At 65.8% G+C, this 19,706-nt stretch carries 14 protein-coding genes; 7 read left to right on the forward strand and 7 right to left on the reverse strand.

Annotated features, from left to right (window positions below):
• Positions 1-14 precede the first annotated feature (14 nt).
• Complete coding sequence (bioB, locus tag ACWPWT_RS08420; protein WP_261269035.1) at positions 15-1,043, forward strand: biotin synthase BioB; 1,029 nt, start codon at positions 15-17, stop codon at positions 1,041-1,043.
• Positions 1,044-1,226: 183 nt separating this feature from the next.
• Entirely contained in the window at positions 1,227-3,224 is a 1,998-nt protein-coding gene (locus ACWPWT_RS08425; protein WP_454279306.1) for an ATP-binding protein, read from the forward strand.
• Positions 3,225-3,328: 104 nt separating this feature from the next.
• On the opposite strand, the gene ACWPWT_RS08430 is transcribed toward ACWPWT_RS08425, so the two are convergent.
• Positions 3,329-4,171, reverse strand: coding sequence for an HpcH/HpaI aldolase/citrate lyase family protein (locus ACWPWT_RS08430; RefSeq protein ID WP_261269037.1), 843 nt, complete (start codon positions 4,169-4,171; stop codon positions 3,329-3,331).
• Positions 4,172-4,338: 167 nt separating this feature from the next.
• Here ACWPWT_RS08430 and ACWPWT_RS08435 point away from each other — a divergent pair, with 167 nt between their 5' ends.
• The 5 genes from ACWPWT_RS08435 to cyoD are packed head-to-tail and all read left to right on the forward strand — an operon-like array spanning position 4,339 to position 8,739.
• Positions 4,339-4,761 carry a hypothetical protein gene (locus ACWPWT_RS08435; RefSeq protein ID WP_454279307.1) on the forward strand — a complete coding sequence of 141 codons (423 nt, stop codon included), beginning with the start codon at positions 4,339-4,341 and terminating at the stop codon, positions 4,759-4,761.
• 52 nt (positions 4,762-4,813) lie between these two features.
• On the forward strand, positions 4,814-5,701 hold the full coding sequence (cyoA, locus tag ACWPWT_RS08440; protein WP_261269039.1) for a ubiquinol oxidase subunit II: 888 nt from the start codon (positions 4,814-4,816) through the stop codon (positions 5,699-5,701).
• The gene (cyoB, locus tag ACWPWT_RS08445) at positions 5,698-7,710 is read left to right on the forward strand and encodes a cytochrome o ubiquinol oxidase subunit I (protein WP_261269040.1); all 2,013 of its coding nucleotides are present in this window, start codon (positions 5,698-5,700) and stop codon (positions 7,708-7,710) included. Before cyoA ends, cyoB begins: the two co-directional genes overlap by 4 nt.
• Positions 7,711-7,723: 13 nt before the next feature.
• Positions 7,724-8,359, forward strand: coding sequence for a cytochrome (ubi)quinol oxidase subunit III (locus tag ACWPWT_RS08450; protein ID WP_454279308.1), 636 nt, complete (start codon positions 7,724-7,726; stop codon positions 8,357-8,359).
• Positions 8,356-8,739 carry a cytochrome o ubiquinol oxidase subunit IV gene (gene cyoD / locus ACWPWT_RS08455; protein WP_454279309.1) on the forward strand — a complete coding sequence of 128 codons (384 nt, stop codon included), beginning with the start codon at positions 8,356-8,358 and terminating at the stop codon, positions 8,737-8,739. Before ACWPWT_RS08450 ends, cyoD begins: the two co-directional genes overlap by 4 nt.
• On the opposite strand, the gene glgX is transcribed toward cyoD, so the two are convergent.
• From glgX to ACWPWT_RS08485, 6 genes are all read right to left on the reverse strand, one after another.
• Positions 8,736-10,532 carry a glycogen debranching protein GlgX gene (gene glgX, locus ACWPWT_RS08460; protein ID WP_454279310.1) on the reverse strand — a complete coding sequence of 599 codons (1,797 nt, stop codon included), beginning with the start codon at positions 10,530-10,532 and terminating at the stop codon, positions 8,736-8,738. The genes cyoD and glgX overlap by 4 nt on opposite strands.
• A gap of 150 nt (positions 10,533-10,682) precedes the next feature.
• On the reverse strand, positions 10,683-12,308 hold the full coding sequence (locus ACWPWT_RS08465; protein ID WP_454279311.1) for an alpha-D-glucose phosphate-specific phosphoglucomutase: 1,626 nt from the start codon (positions 12,306-12,308) through the stop codon (positions 10,683-10,685).
• Complete coding sequence (glgA, locus tag ACWPWT_RS08470) at positions 12,305-13,759, reverse strand: glycogen synthase GlgA (RefSeq protein ID WP_454279312.1); 1,455 nt, start codon at positions 13,757-13,759, stop codon at positions 12,305-12,307. Before glgA ends, ACWPWT_RS08465 begins: the two co-directional genes overlap by 4 nt.
• A gap of 8 nt (positions 13,760-13,767) precedes the next feature.
• A complete protein-coding gene (glgC, locus tag ACWPWT_RS08475; protein ID WP_261269349.1) occupies positions 13,768-15,030 on the reverse strand; it encodes a glucose-1-phosphate adenylyltransferase in 1,263 nt (420 codons plus the stop codon).
• 80 nt (positions 15,031-15,110) lie between these two features.
• Positions 15,111-17,264, reverse strand: a complete 2,154-nt coding sequence (gene glgB, locus ACWPWT_RS08480; RefSeq protein WP_454279313.1) for a 1,4-alpha-glucan branching protein GlgB — start codon at positions 17,262-17,264, stop codon at positions 15,111-15,113.
• A complete protein-coding gene (locus ACWPWT_RS08485; RefSeq protein ID WP_454279314.1) occupies positions 17,261-19,693 on the reverse strand; it encodes a glycogen/starch/alpha-glucan phosphorylase in 2,433 nt (810 codons plus the stop codon). The genes glgB and ACWPWT_RS08485 overlap by 4 nt, the downstream gene beginning before the upstream one ends.
• Positions 19,694-19,706: the final 13 nt, after the last annotated feature.

The raw sequence follows: 19,706 nt of genomic DNA on the forward strand, positions 1-19,706 counted from the left end.
CAGGACGACACGTGATGACGACGACCACCGCGCTGAGCGCCGAGACGGCAACCCCGCGCACCGACTGGACCCGCGCCGAGATCGCCGCGCTGTTCGACCTGCCCTTCACCGAGCTGCTGTTCCGCGCCGCTGAGGTGCACCGCGCGCATCATGCCGCCGATCAGGTTCAGTTGTCGACGCTGCTGTCGATCAAGACCGGCGGCTGCCCCGAGGATTGCGGCTATTGCAGCCAGTCGGCGCATGCCGATACCGGGCTGAAGGCGACCAAGCTGATGGACCCGCGCGCCGTGCTGCAGGCGGCGGCGCAGGCCAAGGATCACGGCTCGACGCGCTTCTGCATGGGCGCGGCCTGGCGTAACCCCAAGGACCGCGACATGCCCGCCATCGTCGAGATGGTGAAGGGCGTGCGCGCCATGGGCATGGAAACCTGCATGACGCTGGGCATGCTCACCGATGCACAGGCGCAGACGCTGGCCGAGGCGGGGCTGGACTATTACAACCACAATATCGACACCTCGCCCGAGCGTTACGGCGACGTCATCACCACGCGCAGCTTCGGCGAGCGGTTGGAGACGCTGGAGCATGTCCGCGATGCCGGGATCAACGTGTGTTGCGGCGGCATCGTCGGCATGGGCGAGACGCGCGGCGACCGGGTGGGCTTCATCCATGCGCTCGCCACCCTGCCGGTGCATCCGGGCAGCGTGCCGGTGAATGCGCTGGTGCCGGTCAAGGGCACGGTGCTGGGCGATATGCTGGCCGACACGCCGCTCGCCAAGATCGACGATATCGAATTCGTTCGCACCGTGGCGGTCGCGCGCATCACCATGCCGCATTCGATGGTCCGCCTGTCGGCGGGGCGCGAAAGCATGTCGGATGCGACCCAGGCCTTGTGCTTCCTGGCGGGGGCCAATTCGATCTTCACCGGCGACAAGCTGCTGACCGCGGGCAATGCGGGCGACGACAAGGACGCCGCACTCTTCGCCCGGCTGGGGCTCACCCCCATGGCGGCGGAGTGCAAGGTGGAATTGGAAGCGGCGGAGTGAGGCTTCCACCGCCCTGTTCCCCGGCGCAGGCCGGGGCCCAGGGGCGGTGAACCATCGATGGCGCGTGGCAGAGGCCGCCCCCCGAGGCGGCACGGCGCGCCATCAGCGTCTTGGAAACTGGACCCCGGCCTTCGCCGGGGAACAGGCGACACGGACCAACGACATAAAAGGAGAGGTATCCCCGTGTTCCAGAAAATCCTGATCGCCAATCGCGGGGAAATCGCGTGCCGGGTGATCCGTACCGCCCGCAGCCTGGGCATCGCCACGGTCGCGGTCTATTCGGATGCCGATGCGGGTGCACCCCATGTCCGGCTGGCCGATGAATCGGTGCGTCTGGGGCCAGCGCCCGCCGCCGAAAGCTATCTCAAAGCCGAACTGATCCTCGCCGCCGCGCACGCGACCGGCGCGGATGCCATCCACCCCGGTTACGGCTTCCTGTCCGAGCGGGAGAGCTTCGCGCGCGCCTGTGCCGAGGCGGGTGTCGCCTTTATCGGCCCGCCGCCGAACGCCATCGCCGCGATGGGCGACAAGATCGAGTCGAAGAAGCTCGCCAAGGCGGCCGGGGTCAATGTCGTTCCCGGCTATCTGGGCGAGATCGCCGATACCGAGGAAGCGGTGCGGATCGCGACCGACATCGGCTTTCCGGTGATGATGAAGGCGAGTGCCGGTGGCGGCGGCAAGGGCATGCGGCTCGCCTGGTCGGAAGCGGACGTGCGCGAAGGCTTCGAGGCGACCAAGCGCGAAGGCCTCGCCAGCTTCGGCGACGACCGCGTCTTCATCGAGAAGTTCATCGAGAGCCCCCGCCATATCGAGATCCAGGTGCTGGGCGACCAGCATGGCAATATCGTCTATCTCGGCGAGCGCGAATGCTCGGTCCAGCGCCGCCACCAGAAGGTGGTCGAGGAAGCGCCCTCGCCCTTCGTCACCCCCGCAATGCGCCGCGCCATGGGCGAGCAGGCGGTCGCGCTGGCGCGCGCGGTCGGCTATTATTCGGCCGGGACCGTCGAGCTGATCGTCTCGGGTGCGGACCCGACGGGCGAGAGCTTCTACTTCCTCGAAATGAACACCCGGCTCCAGGTCGAGCATCCCGTCACCGAAGAGATCACCGGGCTCGATCTGGTCGAGCAGATGATCCGCGTCGCGGCAGGCGAGCCGCTGGCGTTCGGCCAGGACGATGTGACGCTGACCGGCTGGGCGATCGAGAACCGCGTCTATGCCGAGGACCCGTATCGCGGCTTCCTGCCCTCGACCGGGCGGTTGGTGCGCTACAATCCGCCCGCCGAACATGCCGATGACGACGTCCGCGTGCGCGTCGACGACGGCGTCGCCGAGGGCGGCGAGGTCAGCATGTTCTACGATCCCATGATCGCCAAGCTCGTCACCTGGGCACCGACCCGCGAGGCCGCGATCGACGCGCAGATCGCAGCCCTCGACGCGTTCGAGATCGTCGGACCGGGGACGAACATCGACTTCGTTTCCGCACTGATGCAGCATCCGCGCTTCCGTGCGGGCGCGCTCACCACCGGCTTCATCGCCGAGGAATATCCCGAAGGCTTCCACGGCGCACCCGCAAGCGCGGACCTGACCCGGATGCTCGCCGCCGTCGCCGCCTTCGCCGCCACCGCCGAGGCGGACCGGGCCCGGCGGATCGACGGCCAGCTCGGCCACCGGCTGCAACCGCCGGCCGACTGGACGGTGCGGATCGGGGGCAAGGACCATGCGGTCCACGTCTCGACCGAGGGTCTCAGCGTCAACGGCGCGGAGCTCGACCTCGCCATCGCCTATACGCCCGGCGACCGGATGATCGCGGTCGAGGACGAAGCGGGCGAAACCCTTCACGTCCGCATCGCCAAGACCCGCACCGGCTTCCGCCTGACCACCCGCGGGGCCAGCCACACCATCCGCGTCCTGCCCGCCCGCGCCGCGGCTTATGCGCAGCATTTGATCGAGAAGGTCCCGCCCGACCTGTCGAAGTTCCTGATCGCGCCGATGCCGGGCCTGCTCGTCCGCCTCGACGTGGCCGAGGGCGACAAGGTCGAGGCGGGACAGCCGCTCGCCGTCGTCGAGGCCATGAAGATGGAAAACATCCTGCGCGCCGCCAAGACCGGCATCGTCAAGACCATCACCGCCAAAACCGGCGACAGCCTCGCCGTCGATGCGGTGATCTTGGAGCTGGAATAAGCCGACACACCCTCACCCTTCTGGCGCTTTGCGCCTCCCTCCCTCCCCCGGCGGGAGAGGGAAGGGGCCCGCCCGCGATAGCGGGTGGGAAGGGTGAGGGCAGATTATTCGGCCGATCGCTGGACAAGCGCTAAGATTCGCTCGGCTTCGGCCAAGTGCAGGCGTTCGACCATTTGCCCATCCAGCCGGATCGCGCCCAGCACCGCTTGCTCGGGATCGGCGAAGGCCTCCACCACCCTCCGCGCCCAGGCGATCTCGGCCGCGTCCGGGCCGAAGCCCGCATTCGCCGCGGCAATCTGGTTGGGATGGATCAGCGTCTTGCCGTCGAAGCCCAGACGCCGCCCTTCGGCACATTCCGCCGCCAGCCGATCGGGTGCGTCGAGGGCATTGCAGACGCCGTCCAGCACGATCAGCCCGGTGCTCCGGGCGGCGACGACGATCTGGACACGCAAGGGCAGCAAAGCCTCGGGCGCGGGGGGGGAGGGCAGGCGCATCTCCTTCGCCAGATCGTTCGTCCCCGCAATCAGGGCGGTCAGCCCCAACTCCTTCGCTGCCTGCGCAATCGTGCCCAGCGACAGGATACCGCGACATGTTTCGATCATCGCCCATAGCGGCACGTCCGCCCCCAGCGCCGCCCGTGCGGCGGCCAGCGTTGCGACGTCGTCGACCTTCGGAATCAGCACCGCCGCCGGACGCGCCTTGGCCAGCGCGGCCAAATCGTCCGTCGCATGGGGAGTGTCGAGGCCGTTCGTCCGTACGACCAGCACCCGCTCACCAAAGCCGCCTTCGCGCACCGCCGCCACTGCCGCCTCGCGCGCGCCCGACTTGGCGTCGGGGGCGACCGCATCCTCCAGGTCTAGAATGACCGCATCGGTGGGCAGCGTGCGGGCCTTGGCGAGGGCGCGGGAGTTGGAGGCTGGGAGGAACAGGGCGCTGCGCATGGTCATGGCAGGACCATAGACGCGAGGGAGTGCCCCCGTCACGCCTCTGGTGGCATGGGCGTTTCGTACCCATAGTGTAAGGATCGCAAGCCGACTCCTCCGTTCCGGCGAATGGCCGGGATCCGGCGGGGAGGCATGGGCATCAAAACGGGGGGATCGCAATGGCGGCTGCGATGATGCTTCTGGGTCTGACGATACTGCTCCGCTATTGTCCGACCTTGCCGGTGAGCCGCTGGCTGGCGGAGTGTCTGGTCGAGGCACCGGCGCGGCTGCTGAATCGCATTCGGCTGGGGCATTGGGCGATAATGGCGCTAGGGGTGGCGCTGCTCGGGTTTGCAGTCTGGTTCGAGATGGACGAGATTCGCATGCTCGCCGCGGCGGCCGGGCCGATGGGCGATCTGGTGATGCTCGCCTCTGCGATCGAATGGGGCGGTGTGGCCGAACTGGCCATGGCGGCGGTCCTGTCCTCCTCGATGCTGGCGCGTTGGCCAATGGTGCAGCGCCTGATCGTGCGGCGTTCCGCGCGGCGTGCCGTCGGGTCGCACCGCCCGGCCAATGACTCCGGCGACAGCGATGGGCGACGCCTCGCCGCCTGACCTCCCGTTTCCGGTGCGGAACGAAAGCGGGGCCCCGCCGTTCACCGGCTGAATGCCATGTGAGCCGCGCCTAGCCCATTTTCCCGCGCGTTTCGCGTGCGTTGCGCTATGCACTCTTCTGTCGGCGTGCGAGCCCGGCATCCTGAACCCAGCCGGGCCGATCGCGGCGGGCGAGCGAAGCATATTCTTCAACGCGCTGGCGGTGATGCTGGCAATCGTGGTGCCGGTGATCGTGCTGGCCTTCGTGTTCGGCTGGTGGTTCCGCGCCAGCAACACGCGGGCCAAGCATCTGCCCGAATGGGCCTATTCGGGGCGGCTGGAACTGCTGGTCTGGTCGGTGCCCGCACTTGCCATCATGTTCCTGGGTGGCATCGCCTGGATCGGCAGCCATGATCTCGACCCGCCGAAACCCATCGCGTCGAAGGCCAAGGCAATGACCGTGGAGGTCGTCGCGACCGACTGGAAATGGCTGTTCCTCTATCCCGAGCAGGGGATCGCGACCATCAATCGGCTGGTCGTGCCGGTCGGTACGCCGGTGAAGTTCCGCATCACCTCGGCGGGCGTGATGAACAGCTTCTTCGTGCCGCAATTGGGCAGCCAGATCTATGCCATGTCGGGGATGGACTCGACACTCCATCTGCGCGCGGACAAGGCGGGCCGCTATCGCGGGCTGTCGGCGCATTATAGCGGGGAGGGCTTTGCCGATATGGACTTCTTCGTCGATGCGGTGCCGCAGGGCGATTTCGACCGCTTCGTGGCGACCGCCAAAGCCGGGAAGGGCAAGACGCTCGACTGGCCCGAGTTCGTCGCCATGGCGCATCCCAGCCGCAATGTCCGCCCCGCCAGCTATCCCCGGCTCCAGCCCGGCCTCTACGACCAGATCGTGATGCGCAACGGCGCGCCAGAGGGCGAACAAGCCAAGGACGGGCGCGAGCAATGAGCTTCACTGGCAAGCTCGGCTGGGACTCGATCCCGTTCCACGAACCGCTGCCGCTGGTGTCGGCGGGGGTGATCGGCGCGGTCCTGCTGGGCGTCCTCTTCTGGGTATGGCGGCGTGGCCATATCCCCTATCTGTGGAGCGAGTGGATCACCAGCGTCGACCATAAGCGGATCGGCGTGATGTATTGCCTGCTGGCGGGCGTGATGCTGTTGCGCGGCTTTTCCGACGCGCTGCTGATGCGGTCGCAACAGGCGCTTGCCTATGGCAATGAGGGCTATCTGCCGCCCGACCATTACGACCAGATCTTCTCGGCGCATGGCACGATCATGATCTTCTTCGTGGCGATGCCATTCATGATCGGGCTGATGAATTTCGTCGTCCCGCTGCAACTCGGCGTGCGCGACGTGGCGTTCCCGACGCTCAATTCGGTGAGCTTCTGGCTGACGTGCAGCGGCGCGCTGCTCATCAATATGAGCCTGGTCATCGGCGAGTTCGCCAAGACAGGCTGGCTGGTCTATCCGCCGCTATCGGAACTGCGCTTTTCGCCCGGCGTCGGCGTCGATTATTATCTCTGGGCGCTGCAAATATCGGGAATGGGGACGCTACTGGCGGGCGTCAACATGGTCACCACCATCCTGAAGATGCGCGCGCCGGGCATGGGCTATAGCCGGATGCCGATGTTCACCTGGACGTCGCTGGCGTCCAACCTGCTGATCGTTGCAGCCTTTCCGGTGCTGACCGCCTGCCTCGGCATGCTGATCCTCGACCGCTATCTGGGCTTCCACTTCTTCACGCCGGAAGCGGGCGGCAACCAGATGATGTTCGTCAACCTCATCTGGGCCTGGGGGCACCCGGAGGTTTATATCCTGATCCTGCCCGCCTTCGGCATCTTTTCCGAAGTGATCTCGACCTTCTCGTCCAAGCCGCTGTTCGGTTACCGATCGATGGTCATCGCGACCATGGTCATCTGCATCCTGTCCTTCATGGTGTGGCTGCACCATTTCTTCACCATGGGAGCCGGGGCCGATGTGAACGGCTTTTTCGGCATCACCACGATGATCATCGCGGTGCCGACGGGGGTGAAGGTCTTCAACTGGCTGTTCACCATGTATGGCGGACGCATCCGCTATACGTCGATGATGCTGTGGTCGATCGGGTTCATCGTGACCTTCGTGATCGGCGGCATGACGGGGGTGATGCTGGCGGTGCCGCCCGCCGATTTCGTGCTGCACAACTCGCTGTTCCTGGTCGCGCATTTCCACAATGTCATCATCGGCGGCGTGCTGTTCGGGGCCTTTGCGGGCTTCACCTTCTGGTTTCCCAAGATGTTCGGTTTCACGCTGGACGAGACTTGGGGGAAACGCGCCTTCTGGCTGTGGCTGAGCGGTTTCTACCTCGCCTTCATGCCGCTCTATGTGCTCGGCCTGATGGGCATGACGCGGCGGATGCAGCATTATGACGTGCCCGGCTGGCATCCCTGGCTGATCGCGGCGGGCGTCGGGGCGCTGCTGATCCTGGGCGGGATCGCCTGTCAGGTCATGATGCTCTATGTCTCGATCAAGACCCGGAAAGACCGGGTCGATGAGAGCGGTGACCCATGGGACGGGCGCACCCTGGAGTGGATCACCACCTCGCCGCCGCCCGCCTTCAACTTCGCGGTGCTGCCCGATGTGAAGGGCGAGGAGGCTTATTGGGGGATCAAGGCCAAGGCGCGCGAGAATCGCCGCCTGTCCGACCGCCCCGATTATGAGCCGATCGAAATGCCGCGCAACTCGCCGACCGGGATCGTCACCGCCTTCTTCGCCACCGTCATGGGTTTCGCGCTGATCTGGCATATCTGGTGGCTGGTGATCCTGGGCTTCTTTGGCGCCTGGGGGACGTTCGTCATCTTCGCCTGGCGCGACAAGGCGGAGTATGAAATCCCGGTTGAGGAAGTCGAACGGCTGGACCAGACCCGCCGCCGCAGCAAGGCGACCCTGCTCGATCTGCCGGAAGAGGCGCTGTCATGAGCAAGGGGGTGGCATGAGCCAGACGGCGCAGACGCATGACCCCAACAAATGGGGTCGGGGAAGCGAGCCCAATCCGGACGGACCCGCGCCCAAGCGGGTCGTGGTCTCCTATGGCTTCTGGATCTTCCTGCTGTCGGACTTCATCCTGTTCGCCTGTTTCTTTGCCGCCTATGCGGTGCTGGTCGACGCGACGGCGGGTGGTCCTTCGGGCAAGGACATATTCGAGCTGAAGCTGGTCGAGACGGAGACGTTGCTCCTCCTCCTGTCCAGTTTCGCGTGCGGGATGGCGGGAATCGCGACGCTGGCGCGCGACATGCGCTGGTTCCAGATCGCCATGGCGGCGACGGGGTTGCTCGGCGCGGGCTTCCTGGCGCTGGAGGCCTATGAGTTCCTCCACCTGATCGGCGAAGGCCATGGCCCGGCGCGCAGTGGCTTTCTGTCGGCCTTTTTCGCGCTGGTCGGGTGCCATGGCCTGCACGTGACGCTTGGCCTGCTCTGGCTGACGACGATGATGGCGCAGGCTTATGCCAAGGGATTTCGTGACGACGTGCTGCGCCGCATCCTGTGCTTCAGCCTGTTCTGGCACGCGCTCGACATCATCTGGGTGGCGCTGTTCACCATGGTCTATCTGATGGGAGTGCGCGGATGAGCGAGCGGCCCGACGAGGAAATGGCGCGCGACGAAACCGCGCCGGGCGAACAGACCGAACGGGATTCGATCGTCGGTGGCGTCCGCAGCTATGTCGTGGGCCTGGTCGCCGCGGCGATCCTGACGGCGGCGTCCTTCGCGCTGGTGCAGACGGACATCGTCTGGGCGCCCGCCGTGCCCGCCGCGCTGGTGGCGCTGGCGATCGGACAGATGGGGGTGCACCTCGTCTTCTTTCTCCACATCACGACCGGGCCGGACAATACCAACAATGTGCTGGCGCTGCTGTTCGGGGTGTTGATCGTTGCGCTGGTGCTGCTCGGCTCGATCTGGATCATGGGGCATCTGAACCACAATCTGATGGGGCCGATGGCGACGCCCTAGCTTGCGATGGCGGTGCCCCGGACGGCGGTGACGCCGCGCCTGGCGTCGAAGCGGAGGATCAGGCTCTGCCCGCCAATGGCCAGATGCAGCGCGAAGCCGTCGCCGTCCCAATCCCCCGGCGTCATCTGATCGCCGGATAGGGTGCGCCATTCGGCATCGGCCAGCAAGTTGGTCCAGTCGAGCGGCGTGTCGCGACGAAAGGCGCTCAGCGCCGCGACGAAATCCTCCAGCGCTCCGTCGCGGTTCTCCCAGTCGAGCCAGGTCGTCTCGTTATCCTGCGCATAGCCATTGTTGTTGCCCAACTGGCTGCGCCCGAACTCGTCCCCGGCGGTCAGCATCGGGGTGCCGCGCGACAGGAACAATGTGGCGAGCATCGACCGGACCGATCGCGCGCGCGCCTCGCGGATGGCGGGATCGTCGCTCGGCCCCTCGGTGCCGTGGTTCCACGAGACTTCGTCGCCATGCCCGTCGCGATTATTCTCGCCATTGGCCTGGTTGTGCCGCCCGGCATAGGCGACGAGATCGGCCAGGGTGAAGCCGTCATGTGCCGCGACGAAATTGACCGAACGGCTCGACGATCCGGTGAACACATCCGCCGATCCCGCCACGCGCGTCGCCAGATCGCCGCTACGCCCGTCGCCGCGCCAAAAGTGCCGCACCTGGTCGCGGTAGCGGTCGTTCCATTCCAGCCAATGCTCGGGGAAATTCCCAAGCTGATAGCCGCCGGGGCCGATGTCCCAGGGCTCTGCGATCATCACGCGGGTCGATAGGATGGGATCGGCGGCGATTTCCGCAAAGATCGGTGCTTGCGGGGCGAATCCCGGTCCGCGCGCCAGCACCGGCGCCAGGTCGAAGCGGAAGCCGTCGACTCCAGCACGTGCGAAATGGCGAAGCGTGTCGATAATCATCGCGCGGATGCTCGGGCGGCTGGCGTCGAGCGTGTTGCCGGTCCCCGCATCGTTGATGAGCGTGCCGTCCGCCGCCCGCGCATAGGCATCCGGATCGAGCCCCCGGAAAGACAGGGTGCCTCCGTGAACGTCGCTCTCGCCCATATGGTTGAAGACGAGGTCGAGGATGACGCCGATCCCCGCTTCGCGCAGCGCGGCGATGGTGGCGACCAGCTCGGCGACACCGCCCGGCACCCGCTCCGGACAAAGCGCCATCGGCACCACCGGATTATAGCCCCAGGCGTTGCGCAGCCCCAGCGGCGGCAAATGGCGCTCGTCGATCGCGGCGGTGATCGGCATCAATTCGACCGCCGCCACTCCCAGTTTGCGCAAATGGTCCAGCACCGCCGGATGTGCGAGCGCCGCCAAGGTGCCGCGCTGTTCGGGCGGAATGGCGGGATGGCGCATCGTGAAGCCGCGCACATTGACTTCGTAGATCAGCCTGCCCCGCTGGAACTTCGGCGGGGCGGGGGTGGCGGTCAGCGGGGCTACGACACGGGCGCGTGGGACGATGTCGGCGGTGTCCACGCCAAACCGGGTGAGGCGAGGGGATTGCGCAAAGGGACGGTCGAGCTCGAGCGCATAAGGATCGACCAGCAGCTTGGCGGGGTCGAACCACAGATTGCGCGCCGGGTCGTACTCGCCGTGTGTGCGATAGCCGTAAAGATGGTCGGTGCCGGGGACAGTGGCGCTCCAGGTTTCTCCGTCACGGGTCATCGCAACGCGGCGTTCGGCGGGGCCGTCGAACAGGCACAATTCCACCCGCTTGGCGGTCGAGCGGACGGCGAAACGGGTGCCGCGGGGTACCGGCTGTGCGCCGAGGCGAGGAGAGGGCTGATTCGTCATGACGGTCCCACCCTAACGCACCACGACCACCCCGGCGAAGGCCGGGGTCCAGTTGGATAGACCTATCGGGTGTGTCATCAGCTTGGTGGCATCTGGACCCCGGCCTTCGCCGGGGTGGAAGGGGGGCAATTCACGCCCCCCCCACGCAAATTACGTCACCACATCAGGTTCGGTGCGCCCGGTATGCTGGGTGATCCCGGCGATCTCGTCCGCCGCGGCGATGATGTCGGCGAGCATCTCAGGCGTCTCGCGGTCAAGTTCATCCGCCGAGTAACGCTCCAAGTAAACGCGCAAGGTCGCGCCGCTGGTGCCGGTGCCCGACAGGCGGAACACGACGCGGCTTCCGCCCTCGAACAGCACGCGAATGCCCTGGTTGCGGCTCACCGACTGGTCGGTCGGGTCGGTATAGGCGAAGTCGTCCGCCGTCTCGACCGTCAGCCCCGCGAACGTCTCGCCCGGCAGGGTCGGCAGCTTGGCGCGCAGATCGGCCATCAGCGCATCGGCGCGCTCGCTCTCGACGCCCTCATAGTCGTGGCGCGCATAGTAATTGCGGCCATAGGTCGCCCAGTGATCGCGGGCGATCTGGTCGACCGACTTGCCCGAGGCGGCGAGGATGTTGAGCCAGAGCAGCACGGCCCACAGCCCGTCCTTCTCGCGCACATGGTCCGATCCGGTGCCCGCGCTCTCCTCACCGCAGATCGTCGCCATGCCGGCGTCGAGCAGGTTGCCGAAGAACTTCCAGCCGGTCGGCGTCTCATAGGCCGGGATGCCCAGCTTCTCGGCCACCCGGTCGGCGGCGGCGCTGGTCGGCATCGAGCGGGCGATGCCCTTCAGGCCACCGGCATAGGCGGGCGCGAGATGGGCGTTCGCCGCGAGCATCGCCAGGCTGTCCGAGGGCGTGATGAACCGCCCGCGCCCGATGATGAGGTTGCGGTCGCCGTCACCGTCCGAGGCCGCGCCGAAATCGGGCGCGTCCGCCGCCATCATCCGGTCGTAGAGTTCCTTGGCATGGACCAGATTGGGGTCGGGATGATGCCCGCCGAAATCGGGCAGCGGCGTGCCGTTGCGCACGGTGCCGGGCGCGAAGCCGAGCCGCTTCTCCAGGATCTCGGTCGCATAGGGGCCGGTCACCGCGCTCATCGCGTCGAACGACATGGTGAAGCCGCCTTCGACAGCTTCCTTGATTGCGGCGAAGTCGAACAGGCTTTCCATCAGCGCGGCATAATCGGCGACCGAGTCGATCACCTCGACCGTCATGTCGCCGACCGTCACTTCGCCCAGCGTATCGAGGTCGATGTCCGCCGCCTCGACGGTCAGCCAGCGGCTGATCGCCTTGGTGTTGGCGTGGATCGCATCCGTCACCTTCTCCGGGGCGGGGCCGCCGTTGGAGATGTTGTACTTGATCCCGAAATCCTCGTCCGGCCCGCCGGGATTGTGGCTGGCCGACAGGACCAGGCCGCCCAGCGCCTTGCGCTGGCGGATCACATTGCTGGCCGCCGGGGTCGACAGGATGCCGCCCTGGCCGACGACGACGCGGGCGAAACCGTTCGCTGCGGCCATGCGGATAGCGACCTGGATCACCTCGCGGTTGAGGAAGCGGCCGTCGCCACCGATCACCAGAGTCTGGCCGGTCTGCTCATCGCCCAGCGCGTCGAACACCGACTGGACGAAATTCTCGGCATAATTGGGCTGCTGGAACACCCGCACCTTCTTGCGCAGGCCAGAGGTGCCCGGCTTCTGGTCGAGATAAGGCTGCGTCGCGACGGTCTTGATCATTGGTCCCCCAGAACGGAACGGTAGAGTTCGGCATAGTGCCGGCCGCTATGATGCCAGCTATAATCGGCATTCATGCCATTGACCTGCATGGTCCGCCATTGGTCCCGGTCGGCATAGAGTCTCATTGTGCGACGCAGCACGGCAATAATATTGTCGGCGGTGACATTGTCGAACTGAAGGCCGGTCGGCACGCCCATGGCCAATGCGGCCTCGTTGGCGTCGATGATCGTATCGGCCAGCCCGCCGGTCCGCGCGACCACGGGGACGCAGCCATAAGCGAGCCCGTAAAGCTGGGTCAGCCCGCACGGTTCGAAGCGCGAGGGGATCAGGATCGCGTCGCAGCCGCCTTGCAGCAGGTGGGAGACGGGCTCGTCATAGCCGATCCGGACCGCGACGCGCCCCGGATGGCGAAGCGCGGCAGTGGCGAAGGCGATCTCCAACGCCGGGTCGCCCGTGCCCAACACCACCAGCCGTCCGCCGAGCGCGACGAGTTCGTCCACCACCTCGACCAGCACGTCCATGCCCTTTTGCCAGGTCAGGCGGCTGATAACGGTGAAGATCGGGCTGTCGTCCTCGTCCAGGCCGAACGCCTTTTCCACGGCACGCTTGTTGGCGACGCGGTCGTCCAGCGTCTCGGCGGTGAAGGGGGCGGGCAGGGCGGCGTCGGCCTTTGGGCTCCAGATGGCGGGGTCGATGCCGTTGACGATACCGCTGACGCATTCCGCGCGGGCGGCGATCAGCCCTTCCAGCCCCATGCCATATTGGGCGCGGTGGATTTCCTCGGCATAGGTGGGGCTGACCGTCGTGATCGCGTCCGCGGTGCGCAGGCCCGCCTTCAGATAGCCGATCTGACCATAATATTCGACGCCGTCGACCGACCATGCCTCGGGCGGCAGGCCGAGATCGGGGAAGTGATGCGCCGCGAACGACCCCTGAAAGGCGATATTGTGGATGGTGACGATGCTTTTGGCGACCTTGCCGGGGCCGGGGGCATAATGAAGAAAGGCCGGGGCCAGCGCCGCCTGCCAGTCATGCGCGTGCAGCAGGTCGAAGTCATATCCCGGCACCGCGCCCGAGGCCAGGTCCGCCCCCGCCCGCGCCAACACTGCGAATCGCCGCCAATTGTCGTGCCAGTCGTTGCCGGCGGTATCGACATAGGGAAGTCCGTCGCGCTCCCAAAGCTGCGGCGCCTCGATCACCAGCAGCCGATACTCGCCGATCCGGGCCTCGCGCAGCCAGGCCTCTGTACCGATGATGTGCGTCCAGTGATGGACGCGGGGAGCGCTGTCGCCGATTGCGCGTATCACTTTGGGAAAGCCGGGGATCAGCGTGGTGACGGCGATGTCATGGGGCGCGAGCGCCTCGGGCAGCGCCCCGACCACATCGGCAAGGCCGCCGGTCTTGATGAGCGGGAACGCCTCCGAGGCGACCGACAGGACGGAGAGGGTCATGGGGACTTTCAGTTGGCCAGACGATCGATCATCGGCTGGGTGATGAGGCAGATACCCTTATCGGTCCGCCGGAAACGGTGCGCGTCGAGCACCGGATCGTCGCCGACCACCAGCCCGTCGGGAATCTTGACGCCGCGGTCGAGGATCACGCGCCGCAACCGTGCCCCGCGTCCGATATGGCAGAAGGGCAGGACCACCGCTTCGTCCAGCATCGCGAAGCTGTGGGTGCGCACCCCGGTCGACAGCAGCGAGCGGTGGATGGACGATCCCGACACGATGCAGTCGCCCGCGACGAGGCTGGCCACCGCCGATCCGCGCCGTCCGTCGATGTCATGGACGAACTTGGCGGGGGGCGTGATCTCGGCATAGGTCCAGAGCGGCCAGCTGCGGTCGTACAGGTCGAGCTGCGGCACCACGTCGGTCAGGTCGAGGCTCGCCTCCCAATAGGCGTCGACCGTGCCGACATCGCGCCAATAGGCGCCGGGTTCGTCGCTGGAGCGGACGCAGGAGGCGGAGAAGCGGTGCGCCTGGGCTTTGCCGTGCTCGACCAGATAGGGAATGATGTCCTTGCCGAAGTCGCGGCTGGATCCCGGCGTTTCGGCATCGCGGCGCAACTGTTCGAACAGGAAGGCGGTGCGGAAAACATAGATTCCCAGCGACGCCAGCGCGATGTCCGGATTGCCGGGGATGGAGGGCGGATCGGCGGGTTTCTCGACGAAATCGACGATGCGGTCGGTCTCATCGACATGCATCACGCCGAACGCGCTCGCCTCAGCCCGGCTGACCTCCAGACAGGCGACGGTGACGTCGGCGCCGCTGTCGCAATGCTGCTGGAGCATCAGTTCATAGTCCATCTTGTAGACATGGTCGCCCGCCAGGATGACCATGAATTCGGGCGCATAGCTCTCGATGATGTCGATATTTTGAAACACCGCGTCGGCGGTGCCCTCATACCATTGGAATTCGCTGATCCGCTGGCTGGCGGGGAGGATGTCGAAGCTCTCGTTGCGCTCGTCGCGCAGGAAGTTCCAGCCGCGCTGGAGGTGGCGGATCAGCGAATGCGCCTTGTACTGGGTCGCGACGCCGATGCGACGGATGCCCGAATTGATCGCGTTGGACAAGGCGAAGTCGATGATCCGCGCCTTGCCGCCGAAATAGACGGCGGGCTTGGCGCGGGTATCGGTCATCTCCATCAGGCGACTGCCGCGGCCACCCGCCAGCACATAGGCCATGGCATCGCGCGCCAGCGGTTGTCCGCGCCTCAGGTCCATTTTTCCGTCTCCCCATCCGTTTGTTGGTGTCGTAACGCGCTGACAACGCATCGATATTCTTGGAAAAGCCTAAACCTGCATCAGCCGTCGAAACGCAGGATGACGGTCGCGAGCGGCGGCAGCGTCACCCAGGCCGCGCCATCATTCGCATCCACACCGCCCATATTGCCCAGGCCGGAACCCCAATATTGGCTGGCGTCCGAATTCAGCACCTCGGTCCAGCGGCCGTCATGCGGCAAGGGCAGGCGATAGGGTGCCCTTGCCACCGGCGTCATATTGACGATGACCGCCACCGGCTTCTCACCCGGTGCCTTGCGCAGCCAGGCGAAGACCGAATGCGCGCTGTCGTCGGCGACCAGCCATTCGAACCCCTCGCGCTCGCAATCGCGGGCGTGGAGCGCGGGCGTGTCGCGGTAGAGATGGTTCAGGTCGCGGACCAGCGAGCGGACGCCCTCATGCGCGTGACTGGACCGCAGATGCCAGTCGAGCGCGCGGCTCTCCGACCATTCCTCGCGCTGCGCGAATTCCTGGCCCATGAACAGCAGCTTCTTGCCCGGATAGGCCCACATGAAGGCGTAATAGGCGCGCAGATTGGCGAATTTTTGCCAGTCGTCGCCCGCCATCTTGGTCAGCAGGCTGCCCTTGCCATGCACCACCTCGTCATGGCTGAGCGGCAGGACGAAATTCTCGTCAAAGGCGTAATGCAGGCCGAACAGGATCTCGCCATGATGGTGCCGCCGATGCACGGGCTCGCGCGCCATGTACTGAAGCGTGTCGTGCATGAAGCCCATGTTCCACTTGAACCCAAAGCCCAAGCCCCCGTCATGCGCAGGTGCCGAGACGCCGGGCCAGGCGGTGGACTCTTCGGCGACGGTGAAAACGCCGCGATGCTGGCCGTATACCTGTCGATTGACCTGGCGCAGGAATTCGACCGCTTCCCAATTCTCGCGACCGCCCTGTTCGTTGGGCACCCATTCGCCGTCCTTGCGGCTGTAATCGCGGTACAGCATCGAGGCGACCGCATCGACGCGCAGCCCGTCGATATGATAGCGCTCGGGCCAGAAGAGCGCGTTGTTGACGAGGAAACTCGCCACTTCGCGCCGCCCGAAATTATAGATGGCGGTGTTCCAGTCGGGGTGGAAGCCCTGACGCGGGTCCTCATGCTCGTAGAGCGCGGTGCCGTCGAAATGCGACAGGCCATGCGCATCGGTGGGGAAGTGGGCGGGCACCCAGTCCAGGATCACCCCGATCCCGGCGCGGTGCGCCCCATCGACGAACCGCGCGAAACCCTCGACATCCCCGAACCGCGCGGACGGCGCGTAGAGGCCGGTGGTCTGATAGCCCCAGCTCGGGTCGTAGGGATGTTCGGAGATGGGCAGGAATTCGATATGGGTGAAGCCCATCTCGACCACGTACGGGATCAGCCGTTCAGCGAGCGCATCCCAACTGAGATACCAGCCATTTTCGTCGCGGTCCCACGACCCCGCATGGACTTCATAGATGCTGATCGGCACACGGCGCGGGTCGACGCCCGCCCAATGCTCGCGATGCTCCTTGTCCTGCCAGCGATGTTCGGGCGGGGCGGTGGTGACCGAGGCGGTCTTGGGGCGGAGCTCGGCGGCGAAGGCGAAGGGGTCGGCCTTCATCGGCTGTTCCGCGCCGTGCGGACCGGTAATGGCGAACTTGTAGGCGCGGCCCTCGCCGATATCGGGGATGAAGATTTCCCAGACGCCGACATCCAGGCGGCGGCGCATGACGTGGCGGCCGGGATTCCAGTCGTTGAAGTCGCCGACGACCGCCACCCGCTCGGCATTGGGGGCCCAGACCGCGAAGTGGACGCCCGCTACCCCCTGATGCTCGATCAGGTGTGCGCCCATCTTGTCGTACAGGCGAAAGTGATTGCCTTCGCCCATCAGGAAATCGTCGAGTGGCCCCAGCACCGGGCCGAAGCTGTAGGGGTCGGTGATCCACCATTCCGCGCCGTGTCCGCTGGCGCAATATTTGACCGGCTGGGGCTCGCCCGTCACCGCCCCCTCGAACAGACCGCGCGCGTCGACCTGCTTCAGTTCGCCCAGCCGGGTGCCCGCCAGATCGAAGGCGGTTACCTGTTCCGCCCCCGGCACCACGGCGCGAAGAAACGTGCCGCCCGGTCCCTGATGAGGTCCCAGCAACGCGAAGGGATCGGCGTTGCGGCCCTCGATCAGGGCATCCAAGGCGGCACGGGGTGGCTTCACATCACGTTCCAGATTTCCTCGGCATATTGCCGGATGGTGCGATCGGAGGAGAACCATCCGACTTTCGCGACATTGTGGATGGCCGAGGTCGCCCAGCCCGCCTGGTCCTGCCAGCGGGCATCGACCTGGCGTTGCGCGGCGGCATAGGCATCGAAATCGGCGGCAACCATGAACCAGTCGCCGTCATACAGCCCGCCCATCAGCCCGGCATAACGGCCGGGATCGTCGGGCGAGAACACGCCCGAGGCGATGGCGGAAACCGCCTGGCGCAGTTCTGGGCTGCCCTCGATCACCTCGCGCGGATTATAGCCGTCACGACGCTTGGCGGCGACCTCGTCGGCGGTCAGGCCGAAGATGACGATATGATCGTCGCCCACATGCTCCTTGATCTCGACATTGGCGCCGTCGAGCGTGCCGATGGTCAGTGCGCCGTTGAGCGCGAACTTCATATTGCCGGTGCCCGACGCCTCCATGCCGGCGGTCGAAATCTGTTCGGACAGATCGGCGGCCGGAATGATCTTTTCGGCCAGGCTGACATTATAGTTGGGAATGAACCCGACCTTCAGCAGATGGCCGACGCTGGGGTCCGAATTCACCCGGCGGGCGACGTCGTTAGCCAGTTTGATGACCAGCTTGGCATTGTGATAGCTCGACGCGGCCTTGCCGGCGAACAGCTTCACGCGTGGCGTCCAATCGCGCTCGGGGTGACTGCGGATCTGGTCGTAGAGCGCGACAGTCTCGATGATGTTGAGCAACTGGCGCTTATATTCGTGGATGCGTTTGATCTGGACGTCGAACAGCGCATCGGGGTCTATACGCAGCCCGCTCGATTCCCGGAGATAATTTGCCAGCCCCACCTTGTTGGAACGTTTGATGCTGAGAAAGCGTTCCCTGAAATTCGCATCTTCCGCGAATTGCGTGAGCGCTATCAGTTTTTCCGCGTCATCTTCGAAACCTGGCCCAATCGCCTCGCGGATCAAGGCGGTCAGCTGCGGGTTGCATTGCTGCAACCAGCGGCGCGGCGTGATGCCGTTGGTCTTGTTGTTGATCCGTGTCGGATAGAGGTGGTGCAGGTCGGCGAAGACCGTCTTCTTCATCAGCTCGGTATGCAGCGCGGCGACGCCGTTGACACTGTGACTGCCCGCAAAGGCCAGGTTCGCCATGCGTACCCGCCGCTCACCGCCTTCGTCGATCAGGCTGATCGCGGCGATGGCGCGGTCGTCAATCCCCTCGACCCCGCGCGCCTCGCGCAACAGCTTGGCGTTGATCGCATAGATTAGCTGCATGTGGCGCGGCAGCAGCCGTTCGAACAGGTGCAGCGGCCAGCTTTCCAGTGCCTCGGGCAGCAGCGTGTGGTTGGTATAGCCGAAGGTGCGGCGGGTAATGTCCCACGCTTCCTCGAAACCCAGATCGTGATGATCGACCAGCAGCCGCATCAGCTCGGCGACCGACACGGCGGGATGGGTGTCGTTGAGCTGGATCGCCGCTTTGTCGGGCAGGGTTCGGATGTCGTGGAAATATTGGATATGCCGCCGGACGATGTCCTGGATCGAAGCCGACGAGAAGAAATATTCCTGCCGCAGCCGCAATTCCTGCCCGGCGGGCGAGCTGTCCGAGGGATAGAGGATGCGGACCAGCGTTTCCGCCGCCAACTGCCCCGCCAGTGCGCCGGTATAATCGCCCGCGTTGAAGCGATCGAGCCGGATGGGATCGATCGCCTGCGCGGTCCATAGCCGTAGCGTGTTGACGCGCTTGCCCCGCCAGCCGACCACGGGGGTGTCGACCGCGATCGCCTCGATCGCCTCGGCGGGTTTCCAATGGACCGCGCCGGTCTCGGTCCCGATCACCTCGCCGCCGAAGCCGACGAAATAGGCGCTCTCGCGACGCTCGAACTCCCAGGGATTGCCGTGGCTCAGCCAGGTTTCGGGCAGCTCGACCTGCCAGCCATCGTCGATCCGCTGGCGGAACATGCCGTTCACATAGCGGATGCCATAGCCGTAAGCGGGCAGATCGAGACTGGCGAGGCTCTCCATGAAACACGCCGCCAGCCGCCCCAGGCCGCCATTGCCCAGCGCCGCGTCGGGCTCGATCTCTTCCAGTTCGGCAAGATCGACGCCCAGCGCCTGGAGCGCGCCCGCCACCTGCGCCATCACCCCCATATTCGACAGCGCATCACGCAGCAGCCGGCCGATCAGGAACTCCAGGCTGAGATAATAGACCCGCTTGGCGCCCGCCGCATGGGCTTCGCGAGTGGACGCCATCCAGCGCTCAATAATGTCGTTGCGGACGGTCAGGATGGTCGCGGCCAGCCAATCGTGCGGGCGGGCATTGGCGGCGTCCTTGCCAATCCGGTGCACCAGCGTATCGACAATGGCGTCGGCCAGCGGCCCGGTGTCGTCGACGTGGAGAGTGGTGATGGTGGTCGTCATCGATTCGGCGATC

The sequence above is a fragment of the Sphingomonas sp. Marseille-Q8236 genome (assembly GCF_965112005.1).

Bases quoted from the DNA above. Each gene is read 5' to 3' on its own strand.
- bioB (WP_261269035.1), top strand. From the start codon at position 15: ATGACGACGACCACCGCGCTGAGCGCCGAGACGGCAACCCCGCGCACC.
- ACWPWT_RS08430 (WP_261269037.1), bottom strand. From the start codon at position 4,171: ATGACCATGCGCAGCGCCCTGTTCCTCCCAGCCTCCAACTCCCGCGCC.
- ACWPWT_RS08435 (WP_454279307.1), top strand. From the start codon at position 4,339: ATGATGCTTCTGGGTCTGACGATACTGCTCCGCTATTGTCCGACCTTG.
- cyoA (WP_261269039.1), top strand. From the start codon at position 4,814: ATGCCATGTGAGCCGCGCCTAGCCCATTTTCCCGCGCGTTTCGCGTGC.
- cyoB (WP_261269040.1), top strand. From the start codon at position 5,698: ATGAGCTTCACTGGCAAGCTCGGCTGGGACTCGATCCCGTTCCACGAA.
- ACWPWT_RS08450 (WP_454279308.1), top strand. From the start codon at position 7,724: ATGAGCCAGACGGCGCAGACGCATGACCCCAACAAATGGGGTCGGGGA.
- cyoD (WP_454279309.1), top strand. From the start codon at position 8,356: ATGAGCGAGCGGCCCGACGAGGAAATGGCGCGCGACGAAACCGCGCCG.
- glgX (WP_454279310.1), bottom strand. From the start codon at position 10,532: ATGACGAATCAGCCCTCTCCTCGCCTCGGCGCACAGCCGGTACCCCGC.
- ACWPWT_RS08465 (WP_454279311.1), bottom strand. From the start codon at position 12,308: ATGATCAAGACCGTCGCGACGCAGCCTTATCTCGACCAGAAGCCGGGC.
- glgA (WP_454279312.1), bottom strand. From the start codon at position 13,759: ATGACCCTCTCCGTCCTGTCGGTCGCCTCGGAGGCGTTCCCGCTCATC.
- glgC (WP_261269349.1), bottom strand. From the start codon at position 15,030: ATGGACCTGAGGCGCGGACAACCGCTGGCGCGCGATGCCATGGCCTAT.
- ACWPWT_RS08485 (WP_454279314.1), bottom strand. From the start codon at position 19,693: ATGACGACCACCATCACCACTCTCCACGTCGACGACACCGGGCCGCTG.